The organism is Pseudoalteromonas sp. TAB23 (genome assembly GCF_000498075.1).
GTDB classification, from domain to species: domain Bacteria; phylum Pseudomonadota; class Gammaproteobacteria; order Enterobacterales; family Alteromonadaceae; genus Pseudoalteromonas; species Pseudoalteromonas arctica.
The window spans coordinates 1-10908 of sequence record NZ_AUTP01000327.1 but is presented as its reverse complement, the minus strand read 5'-3'; the positions used below and the strand labels follow the sequence as shown (position 1 = coordinate 10908).

At 38.9% G+C, this 10908-nt stretch carries 10 protein-coding genes; 1 reads left to right on the top strand and 9 read right to left on the bottom strand.

Annotated elements, in window-relative coordinates; genetic code table 11:
* From L654_RS0122090 to L654_RS0122065, 6 genes are all read right to left on the bottom strand, one after another.
* The coding region (locus L654_RS0122090; protein WP_024609063.1) for a hypothetical protein at positions 1 to 371 on the bottom strand (371 nt) is incomplete at its 3' end.
* Between the two features lie 373 nt (positions 372 to 744).
* Positions 745 to 1422, bottom strand: coding sequence for a hypothetical protein (locus tag L654_RS0122085; RefSeq protein ID WP_024609062.1), 678 nt, complete (start codon positions 1420 to 1422; stop codon positions 745 to 747).
* Positions 1419 to 3338, bottom strand: coding sequence for a pilus assembly protein N-terminal domain-containing protein (locus L654_RS0122080; RefSeq protein ID WP_024609061.1), 1920 nt, complete (start codon positions 3336 to 3338; stop codon positions 1419 to 1421). The genes L654_RS0122085 and L654_RS0122080 overlap by 4 nt, the downstream gene beginning before the upstream one ends.
* 212 nt (positions 3339 to 3550) lie before the next feature.
* Positions 3551 to 4123, bottom strand: coding sequence for a tRNA-(ms[2]io[6]A)-hydroxylase (locus tag L654_RS0122075; protein WP_007586685.1), 573 nt, complete (start codon positions 4121 to 4123; stop codon positions 3551 to 3553).
* A 47-nt stretch (positions 4124 to 4170) separates the two neighbouring features.
* A complete protein-coding gene (locus L654_RS0122070) occupies positions 4171 to 4803 on the bottom strand; it encodes a sulfotransferase (protein WP_024609060.1) in 633 nt (210 codons plus the stop codon).
* A gap of 14 nt (positions 4804 to 4817) precedes the next feature.
* Positions 4818 to 5189, bottom strand: a complete 372-nt coding sequence (locus tag L654_RS0122065; RefSeq protein ID WP_024609059.1) for an MAPEG family protein — start codon at positions 5187 to 5189, stop codon at positions 4818 to 4820.
* Between the two features lie 153 nt (positions 5190 to 5342).
* Between L654_RS0122065 and L654_RS0122060 the strand changes: the two genes are divergently transcribed.
* Positions 5343 to 6695: a DUF2254 domain-containing protein gene (locus L654_RS0122060; protein WP_024589381.1), complete on the top strand. Its 1353-nt coding sequence runs from the start codon at positions 5343 to 5345 to the stop codon at positions 6693 to 6695.
* Positions 6696 to 6698: 3 nt separating this feature from the next.
* Here the strand turns inward: L654_RS0122060 and L654_RS0122055 are convergent, their stop codons facing one another.
* The 3 genes from L654_RS0122055 to ggt all read right to left on the bottom strand — a co-directional run.
* Complete coding sequence (locus L654_RS0122055) at positions 6699 to 7424, bottom strand: SIMPL domain-containing protein (RefSeq protein WP_024609058.1); 726 nt, start codon at positions 7422 to 7424, stop codon at positions 6699 to 6701.
* Between the two features lie 153 nt (positions 7425 to 7577).
* On the bottom strand, positions 7578 to 9272 hold the full coding sequence (locus tag L654_RS0122050) for an NAD-dependent malic enzyme (protein WP_024589383.1): 1695 nt from the start codon (positions 9270 to 9272) through the stop codon (positions 7578 to 7580).
* 142 nt (positions 9273 to 9414) lie between these two features.
* Positions 9415 to 10908: gamma-glutamyltransferase (ggt, locus tag L654_RS0122045; RefSeq protein ID WP_024609057.1), on the bottom strand; the 1494-nt coding region annotated here is incomplete at its 5' end.

The following is a 10908-nucleotide window of genomic DNA, read 5'->3' as shown; positions in this document are numbered from 1 at the left end:
CCTGCCGTTGTACGCGTTGCAGCATCACCACTTGGTGTTGCATTAACAAGTGCGGCACTTTCACTAAAGTCTGATGCAACAAAAGTGAATGAACTGCCATCGCCTGCGTACACATCAACTGAATCTACAAACCCAGAACCAGACACTTCAGCTGTGCCTTCGGCGTTAATCATGCCGTCAAATACATAGCTTTGGTCAAGTGAGCCAATTGCTTCAGCTACATCTTCAAGTTCGCTGGTTACCGAGTCACGTAATGTAGATAAACCAATTACAAGTGCTGCTACCATTGAAGTAGAAAGAATGATTAGCTCTGACGTTAGTACAAAACCTTTTTGCTTTTTGCTATTTAAGTTATGTTTAATAGTTTTCATAATCGTAGCCTTTAAATTAGAAGAGCTTATGCTCACTTTACATATTGCGAGGACCATGCCATCTATAAATAACCATTAAATACAGTTGGTTATGTTTTTAATGGTTGTTGTTTATTAGATGTTTTCATTTTTGATTTGCAAAATGCAAATCAATATTAAAAATATTTTAGGTAAATAATGCTAGGTTTACGTTATTGAAAGTATTATTAAAACTGATGGATAGTGTAAGGGGTAAATATTAAAAGCAGTCTTGTGAGGTTACGTATAAAACGTAGGATTAGCGTAAGCTTTACTTGTATTGTTGATAAATAATAAAGTGGTTTTGGCTCCTTAATAATGCCAAATTTTAGGTATAAAAAAAGGCCCGAAGGCCTTAAGAATAACAATTACCTAAAACAGAGAGTTTACCGCGCCTAGCAAGTGCTTTTTTATGCGTGGGTTCTGCACGTAAAACTTGCTCATAATAGCCACAGGCCAATAAATTATTGGTATTAGCTTCTTCAATTAGCCCTTTATGGTAAAAATAGGCGGTGCTATTTAAACCAAACTTAACCGAAAGCTCTAAGTAGTTTGAAGCTATAACGTAACTGCCCTGGGCATAATGTATAGAGGCCATTTGCAAGTATGGTGAAGCATGTGTACCAAAAACATCGACGCCGTATTGAGCAATGCTTTTTGCTTTAGCTAAATTACCTTGCTCTATTGCTAACGTAACCCCTAAAGTAATTGCGTTTAACGGCGGGTTAGCTTTATTAAGCAGAGTGTTTATAACCTGTTGAGACTGATTAGCACGGCCACTTTTATAAAGTACATATGCCGATATTGAAAGTATTGCCGTGTTATCGGGGTGTTCAAGCATTAACTGATTCACCTCATGCACTAGGTTCAAACAGTTACTTGCATTAATACCTTCGCACTTTAATGGTTGGGCGTTTAATTGGTATTTTTTAACTATGTCACCCAACGCGTTGTAAGGATTTACTGTTGGCTTGTAATCAATATGAGCGCAACCCGATAAAGTAAGAAGTAAAATAATATAAAATATTTTCATAGCCCTTGCTCCTGTATATAGCTAAGTACCTGGGTGTCTATATTTGCCTGCTCCCACGAACGTAATGTATTAATTGGCTCACGCACCAGGTTTGGAGTTACAACAATTATAAGCTCGCGGTTGTTTTCACTTTTGCTGGTTGTTTCGCTTAACTTTCCTAGCATGCTATTGCCGTTGCCATCAGGTACAAAGTCGTGGCTTGCATTGTTATCAGTGCTAATTAAGCCACCAATAATAAGAGGTTGTCCGTCTTTTAAACGCGTTGATGTTTGCATGCTGCGTGTATTAAATGCACTGCTGTTTAAACTGCTGCCTGTACTTTGTGCAATTTCGGCGGTTAACGTGGTATCGGGTAATGAAATTACTGGGTTTAGATCAAGTGTTATTCTGTCTTTGTCGTCAACCATGGCGCGTACATTTAATTCAACTCCAAATGATTTAAATTCTGTACCGCTAAACACCGACCCACTACTACCTTGCTGCCCGCTTGTAATTCCAGATGGGCTATAACTTGTAGGTACAGGTACTTCACCACCGACTTTAAACACGGCACTTTCACCGGCTAAAACCGTGATTGTAGGGCGAGAAAGCGTTCGAGAAATACCTTCTTGTTCAAGTAATGAAAACAACATATCAATGGCAAACTGTGAGGTTGAAAGCTGTAAGTTATTAGTTAATTGACCACCAATTAATTGCAGCGCATTTTCTATTGTTGCAGAGCCAGATTCGCGATTAGTCATACCGTCACGACCAAACAAGCCCGCTTCTTTTTCATATCCATTAGAGAGCACGCTAATATCTGGGCGCCATTGCTTTAACCTACGTTGATTTACTTCGTATAGCTGCACCGATACACGCACTTGCGGTAAATCTTCAACTTCAATGCTCGACAAAACTTTACCGCCAGCCACTGAAAGCAACGTTGCTCTTGCAATGTTTGAACTTACATTACTTAAATTTAATCCTGAGGTAGCATCATTTATTAAACCGCCCGACTCGTTGGCAAGTACTTCAATACCTGAACTTTTATCCTGCGTTGCGCCGCCCATTAAATTATTAGGATCAAGAGGAGATCCCTGAGTTTGTAATGCTTGCTCTGGTTCGAATAATTTATTAATTGTATTTAATAAGCGCACTAGCTCTATCTGGTTTTTTACAGAGCCAGAAAGTAAAAACACATCGTTGTCGTCATTTGATAACTCATCAACCGAGATGCGTTTAATGGTCACTTTATCTGCGCCCATTGATTTAATCACTTCGCTAATACGTTCTTCTTTTGGCTTAGGTGCTTGAGTTACTTTTATTAAATTAATAATAGCGACTTTGCTCGAATTTTGAGAGCTACCGCCGTTTGCGTTACCCAATCCTTGCAAGCGTTGAGCAAGTGAATTAAACATACCTTGGTTAGGATTTGAGGTAATAACGGGTTGTGATGCTTGTGAGCTACTGGCATAAAGGTAGTTTTTTGCAGCTTCATAAGCGGCATGACGATAATTTATAGTAGGTACTTCACCACGTAATACAACAGCATGGCGATCAGGTGCTATGGTTAACTGCACGTCAGGGTGAATATCGTTTAAGGCATTTTCTAGTACGCTATAGTCTTCGGTTACGCCAAGTAAAAATGTTTCCGAGCTTTTATCGTCGTACCACACCATCATAGATGTACGGCCTAACTTTTTAGCTAAAATTAGTAGCTCGCGACCATTAACCACGTTCACATCAAGCGTTGTTTCGTGGCCTAGTGCTATACGCGAAATATCACGGGTAAACACAAAGCGAGTATGCGTCCATTTAACCAAGTGCGATACTTTTTGTACCCGCTCACCATTTGCATTTTCTATATAATCTAAATGACTTTCACTGCCCATAGCGGTAAAAGATATTAGTAATAGTATAAAAATAAATTTTAACATAAGCCTTTCCCTCAATTTGCTTACTATATAGATAGCAAGTATGAGGCCAATGGTTTTTGTTTTTATAATCAATGGATTAAGATGTATGAACGTGTTTTTTATTATTTTGATTCGCAAATTGCAAATCAATGATTCATGAAGAGATTAACAAAGAAATAAGAGCAGAAGTGTATGGCGCAAAGCGAGTAAAATAAGCTCTGCGCTAGTTTTAATTAATGCAAAGCGGCTGTAAACGGAATGCTTTCACAAATTTTAGCTTCAGCTATAAGCAGCTCTTCTAGACGAACATCAACTTCTTCTTTTTCAAAGTATTCGTAAGCTAGTTCTACAAATAGGTTTTTATGTTTTTCTTCTGACTTGGCAATCGCAACATAAAAGTCTTTTTCTTTACCCTCAGGAAGCGCTTGTGCAACTAAAGAAAAACGTTCGTGGCCACGTGCTTCAATTACACCGCCAACCAGTAATCGGTCCATTAAAAAACCATCACGACCGTGTCTAAATAGTGCACGTATTTGTTTTATGTACGGATCTTTTTTGTCGTCACCTAGGTTTACATCGCGCTCTAAAAGCAATTTAAGTACTTGTTTAAAATGTATTAATTCTTCTAGCGCTAAGTCGGTCATAGCTTTTACTAATTTACGTTTGTCTGGGTAATGCGAAAGCATAGACATAGCCATACCCGATGCTTTTTTTTCTGCAGCGGCGTGATCTTGTAAAAAAGTATTAAAGTCAGCAAGGACAACTTCGGTCCATTCAAATGGGGTGTGGTATTTTAATTCAAACATGTTCTGTACAACTTAAATAATAATGTGGGGATTTTAACGTATTTGATTTAAAAAATCTTGTAAGGCAGTAATTTATCTATGCGCCCTTTAGCCGTAGATTCAACTTTTAACGGGTGTTTAATATCGTTCCACGCGGTAACTTTGCCGCCCATATTCATTTTTTCAAAATCAGTTTTATCACTTTTTAACGCTAAAAAATCGCATAGCTTTTTGTAGCTATCAGGTTTTGCTATATCAATGGATAAAAAATCGTTGTCACGGTTCTTAAAGTACGTTTGAGCATCATTAAAATGTTTTTTATAACAGTCTGCTAAGTAACTATCGTCGCTAATATTATTAAGCGAAAGCTCACTAAACGTATTTAAATAACAACGTTTTATATGAATATTAAAGCCCCCGTCTGCACGGGTTAAATTAGTGTGCATACGCGTTAAAAGCTGTTTTATTGATACAAGCCATGCACCAAGTTCGCGCTCTAAATAAATAAACTTAGAGTCTGGGTAATGAATATCAAGCGCTTTAAAGTCATTAAATATGGGAGTGTCGGCAATCGCGTTAGCATTTTCAAAACAAGCATTAGTATATGCGGTATGCGCTGTTGTAATACCAAGCTCTAAAAATGCGTGGCACACACTAGTAGTGCCGGTACGCGGTAAACCTATTATAAATATTTTGCTCATTAACTTTTCTTTAATTAGCCACGTGTCACTAGCAATACAAAGGCGCTAACAATAATCACTAAAAATGTAGTAATAGTACCAATTTGGCGATATTTCAGGCTTTTTTCTACTATGCCTATATTTTGAAACACACGCCCTATTAATAACGCACCACCTAATATATGACAGTAATGGCTAGCAAGCCCTTGGTATTCTGCCAAAAAAAGTAAAATTAAAGCAATTGGCACGTACTCCATAAAGTTAGCGTGGGCACGCACAGCACGTTGCAGCGTTGCGTTACCATTATCACCAAGTGATATCTGCTCCGCGCGGCGCACTTTTATTACGTTAAAGCTCAAATAAATGTAAAAGAATGCAAGTAATGCAGCATAAGTTGAAATGATCACGGCGTTTTCCTGTTATTTTTATCGCATAAGCATGCGCTTTATTATTGTGGGCGTGATAATAACATATAAATTTGAGCAGCATTATCAGAAGTTTAATAAATGCCTATGCTAAGCTAAGGGTATTAAGTAAGTAGAAAAATACATAAGGATTTTATGTTTGTACCTCGCAAAGTAGCCGACAGTTACCGTGAAATGATTAACAGTATTGGCTTTTACCCTTCTATGCTTTCAGTGGGCTTTTTAGTATTTGCCATTATAACTATGTCGGTTGAATATTTAGCCCCTATTGAGCAGCTAAAATCGTTTATATCGGTTGTACTTGTTGATAGCGCCGAAAACGCGCGTACTATTTTAAGCACCTTAGCAGGGAGTATTATTTCGCTAACTGTTTTTAGTTTTTCTATGGTTATGGTTGTTTTAAATTCGGCCAGTGCGAGTTTATCGCCCCGCGTAGTGCCTGGGCTTATTACGCGTAAATCACACCAAATGGTTTTGGGGTTTTATTTAGGCAGCATAATTTACTCTATTATTATGCTTATAAATATTAATAAGCTTGATGGTGGCAGTACGGCAATTCCTTCAATTGGTGTGTTGTTTGCACTTATTTTTGGCTTGATTTCATTAGGTTTGTTTGTATTTTTTATACATTCAATCTCTCGCGCCATTCAGGTTGATAACGTATTAAATGGCTTGTTTAGCCAAACTAAAAACGAAATTAAAACAATAATACAAAGACAACAAGAGAACCCAGTAGAAGACTTTCCAGACTTTAGCAAATGGCATTCGGTTAGCAGTAAAACAGAAGGGTATTATAAAGGCGTACATACCGATAAGCTGTGTGCCATTTTGGCAGAGCAAGATATAAAGGTGTATATATCTGTAAACCAGGGCTATTTTACAGTTAAAGGCTATCCGTTTTTAAAATGTAATAAAGATATAGCGAACGATGAAGAGCTGATAAATAAAATTCTCGACTGCTTTATTTTTTATATAGAAGAGTACATTAGCGATCATTACCGTTATGGGTTAACGCAAATATCAGAAATTGCAGTTAAGGCAATGAGCCCGGGCATAAACGATCCAGGTACTGCGGTTAAATCAATTGATATGCTGAGTATTTTACTTATTCAACGGCTGTCAATTAACGATATTAACTACTCGTTTAAGCACAGTGATAATGCCCCATTGTTGTACCTTCATGAAACAAGCTTTGATGAGTTATTACACGACAACTTTACACCGCTGCGTAATTACGCCAAAGGCGATGCATACGTAATGACAAACGTGCTTGAGGCATTTAAAAATATTTTGTTTGTTGCCCATAAAGATACCGATGCACGCAACAGTTTATTTAATTATTTAAATGCGATTGTTGATGACATAAATGAACATGTAACTAATGAATACGACAGACGCGAAGTGACTAATATGCTCAACTCAATAGCGCGTATTAGCCAAGAGCAAGGTGAGAAGTTGGTGGCACGTTTTGAGCACCACCAAAAATAAAGTTTAATCTATGTAGTACACAGCGTAGCTTGAGGCTGTTACTTTAATCTCTCCAGCATGGTAGGCATCAGGTACATAGTTACTTGGTGCGCTATCAGCCATCATTACTTTTTCTGTGCGCATATAAGGTTGCGACTGCACATTGAGTGGACTTAGTGACGCGCTGTACAACCCTTTTAAATCAACGCCATAATCTTCACTAAACTCTTTTGCTGCATCCCGTGCGTCTTTAATTGCTAACTTTTGCGCTTTTTTATGCAGCTCGTTGTAGTTGCTTGCTAAAAATTGCGTTTGATTAATTTCGTTAATACCGTTGTTAACTAAGCTTTGTAGTAACTCAGGGTATTTATTTATATCGCTAAGTTTTACAGTTAATGTACGAGAAACCTTAAAGCCTTTAAACTCTTGATTACCGGTAGTGCGGTTGTATTGGCTATCACGGTTTATTGAGATTTGCCCGGCGTTTATATCTTCCTCTTTAACACCAATTTCTTTTACGAGCTTAATTGCTTTAGCGATGGTTAAGTCGGTTTTATTTTTAGCTGCAATTAAGTCTTTATCAACTTCGGTAATACCTACGCTAAGCTGTACGTAATCTGGCATTGTAGTAAGAGTCGCTTCGCCCTTAACATAAATATGAGGAGCATCGGGAGTCGCTGCCGCGAGTGCATCAAAGCTAAGTACGTTTAAAGCCAGTGCACTACCTAAAACAAGAGTCAGTGTTTTCATTAAGTCGATCCTTTAATTATGTAAAAGCAAGTAAACACCGTACGTGGTTAATTAAATATGAACAAGCACAAAAAAACAGGCAATTGCCTGTTTTTTGTTAAGCGTTGTAACTGCGCTACAACACTGTTTACTTTTAATTACGTATAAACCTAATTAAACACTACAACGTTTATAGTTACGGTATTTTGGTAACCAGTAATTTTTGTCGATTGCTGCCCATAACGCATCATCAGTAATCTCAAGAGCAACGCCCTCCTCGATTGCTTTTTTAGCAATGGCAAATGCAATACGTTTACTTAGCGTTTCAATTTCAGTCAAGGCTGGTAATAAACTGCCTTTACCTGTGTTTGCACGCGGCGACGACTCTGCAAGCATTTCGCTAGACACACTTAACATAGCATCTGTAATGCGTGTTGCTTTAGCGGCAATAACCCCTAAACCAATACCAGGAAAAATATAGCTATTGTTACATTGTGGGATTGGGAAAATTTCACCGTTGTGTTCAACCGGATCAAACGGGCTACCTGTTGCAACAAGCGCTTTACCGTCAGTCCACTTAATCACATCAGCAGGATGCGCTTCTACCTGCTTAGATGGATTACTCAATGGGAAAATAATTGGCTGTTCACAACCGGCGTGCATTGCACGAATAGCTTGCTCAGTAAATAAACCAGGTTGGCCTGAAACACCAATTAAAATGTCTGGTTGTGCACAGTTCATAACATCAAGAAGTGATGCGTATTCACCGCTGTAAGTCCAATCACTTAACGAGCCTTGCGGTTGTGCAAGTGCTTGTTGGAAATCGCGTAAGCCTTCCATACCCTCTGAAAGCAGGCCAAAACGGTCAACCATAAATACTTGGCTACGCGCTTGAGCTTCTGTAATACCTTCAAAAACCATTTGGCTAATAATTTGCTCAGCAATACCACAACCAGCAGAGCCTGCACCCACAAAAACTACTTTTTGTTGGCTTAGGGTTGAATTTTTAACGCGACACGCAGCAAGTAAAGAACCGACCGTTACAGCCGCAGTACCTTGAATGTCATCGTTAAAGCTACAAATTTCATTGCGGTAGCGCTTAAGTAACGGCATTGCATTTGGCTGTGCAAAATCTTCAAACTGAAGTAATACATTTGGCCAGCGACGTTTAACCGCTTTAATGAATAAATCTAAAAACTCATCGTATTCGTCTTGAGCAATACGCTTATGGCGTGCACCCATGTACATAGGGTCGTTTAAAAGCTTTTCGTTATTAGTACCCACATCAAGCATTACAGGCAATGTGTATGCTGGGCTTATACCACCACACGCAGTGTAAAGTGACAATTTACCAATTGGGATACCCATGCCACCAATACCCTGATCGCCTAGGCCTAAAATACGCTCGCCATCGGTTACAACAATAACTTTTACTTTACCTTTGGTAGCGTTGCGTAAAATGTCGTCAATTTGGTAGCGATCTTCATACGAAATAAATAAGCCACGTGCGCTGCGATAAATGTCTGAGAATTTTTCACAAGCGTCGCCAACTGTAGGCGTGTAAATGATTGGCATCATTTCTTCAAGATGATCACGCACTAAACGGTAGTAAAGTGTTTCGTTGTTATCTTGAATCGCACGTAAGTAAATATGCTTATTAAGGTTGTCGGTAAAGCTAGAATACTGCTGATAACAACGCTCAACTTGCTCTTCTATTGTTTCAAAGCGAGGAGGAAGTAAACCAGCAAGATTGAAATTTTCGCGTTCTTTTTTACTAAAGGCACTGCCTTTATTTAATAGCGGTGTTTCAATTAGGCCAGGGCCAGAATGATGAATATATAAGTAGTTAGGATCAGTATTAGTTGTCATATTTCCAAGCTTTAACGGAGTCTTAAGTTATGATCTGTCATTATCAGTGTTAAAGGTTTAATTGCAACGACAATTAAGCTAGTCAGACCATTGAGAGAAAATACATGCGGGCTTCACTGCCCACATGCATATTATACATAATTTAAAATTGTATAGTGGCGTTATTATCAGTTAAATCAGATAACGCAACACCTTCACGGCGCGGATCTGCACCACCATATAAGGTATTATTTTTAACTTCAACTGCGTGCAAGCCCGAGTTTAAATCAATAATACGTACATTGTGGCCGCGTTTAGTAAGCGCAGGCGCAATGGCTTCAATGGTTGTGCCTTTTTCAAGGCTGGTGTAATCGTTACGATTTGTTGTACGTGGTAAGTTAATAGCGTCTTGTGCTGATAAATTCCAGTCAATAACACCCACAACAACTTGTGCAACGTAATCTATGATACGACTACCACCAGGTGAGCCTACAATTAAACGTAAGCTGCCATCTTTATTAAATACCATTACCGGTGACATAGAGCTACGCGGGCGTTTACCGGCCTCTACACTGTTTGCTACAAGCTTGCCGTTTTTACGTGGCGATAACGAAAAGTCAGTTAGTTGGTTATTTAAAATAAAGCCATTAACCATAACCGTAGAGCCAAACGCCATTTCAATTGAACTGGTCATTGATACGGCATTACCTTTACTATCGACAATAGATACATGTGAGGTAGAAGGTAACTCGTATGAATCATCCATTGCATAACTTAAGTACCCTACTGGATTACCGGCTACGGCTTTTTGGTCTGTTTCGGTAATTAATTTAGCGCGTGAGGCAATGTAATCTTTGTTTAAAAGCTCTTTTGTAGGTACTTGAGTGAAATCGGGATCGCCCATGTACATATCGCGATCTGCAAATGCAATACGCGAAGCTTGGCTAAAGTAATGAATCGCCTTTTCGCCATTTGGTTTAAGTGCGCTCATATCTTTATGCTCAAGTAGGCCAAGCATTTGTAGTACTGCTACACCGCCACTACTTGGTGGCGCCATAGAACACACGTTATAAGCACGGTATTGTATACATACCGCATCGCGTTCTATACTTTTGTAATGTGCTAAATCTTGCACACTTAATTTACCAGGGGCAATTTTAGAGTGCTGTACAGCATTAACCATTTGTTTAGCGTTTTCGCCTTTGTAAAATGCATCAATGCCCTGCTTTGCAATGTCTTTATATAAATCAGCAAGTGGTTGATTCTTTTTAACGCTACCCGCTTCGATTAATTTACCATTTGGGTAAAAGTATTCGTTAATAATCGGCATGCTCAGCACGCCTGGGTTTAACTGGCGTGCTAATAAGCCATGTAAACGCGGCGAAATTACAAAGCCTTGCTCTGCAAGTTCAATAGCCGGTTTAAAAAGCGCTTCCCACGGCAATGTACCGTATTGTTTATGCGCGCTTGCAAAGGCATGTAAAATACCAGGCACACCAACAGAGCGTCCGCCTACTACAGCTTCAATCCATTTAACGGCTTTACCGTGCTTATCTAAAAACAGCGTTTCGTCTGCATTTGCAGGTGCTGTTTCGCGGCCATCAAAACTAGTCAGCTTATTGTTTGCTTTGTTGTAGTACATCATAAATGTACCACC

What these genes read in the sequence shown, in the direction of transcription:
- L654_RS0122085 (WP_024609062.1), bottom strand. Translation starts at nt 1,422, where the DNA reads ATGAAAATATTTTATATTATTTTACTTCTTACTTTATCGGGTTGCGCT.
- L654_RS0122080 (WP_024609061.1), bottom strand. Translation starts at nt 3,338, where the DNA reads ATGTTAAAATTTATTTTTATACTATTACTAATATCTTTTACCGCTATG.
- L654_RS0122075 (WP_007586685.1), bottom strand. Translation starts at nt 4,123, where the DNA reads ATGTTTGAATTAAAATACCACACCCCATTTGAATGGACCGAAGTTGTC.
- L654_RS0122070 (WP_024609060.1), bottom strand. Translation starts at nt 4,803, where the DNA reads ATGAGCAAAATATTTATAATAGGTTTACCGCGTACCGGCACTACTAGT.
- L654_RS0122060 (WP_024589381.1), top strand. Translation starts at nt 5,343, where the DNA reads ATGTTTGTACCTCGCAAAGTAGCCGACAGTTACCGTGAAATGATTAAC.
- L654_RS0122055 (WP_024609058.1), bottom strand. Translation starts at nt 7,424, where the DNA reads ATGAAAACACTGACTCTTGTTTTAGGTAGTGCACTGGCTTTAAACGTA.
- L654_RS0122050 (WP_024589383.1), bottom strand. Translation starts at nt 9,272, where the DNA reads ATGACAACTAATACTGATCCTAACTACTTATATATTCATCATTCTGGC.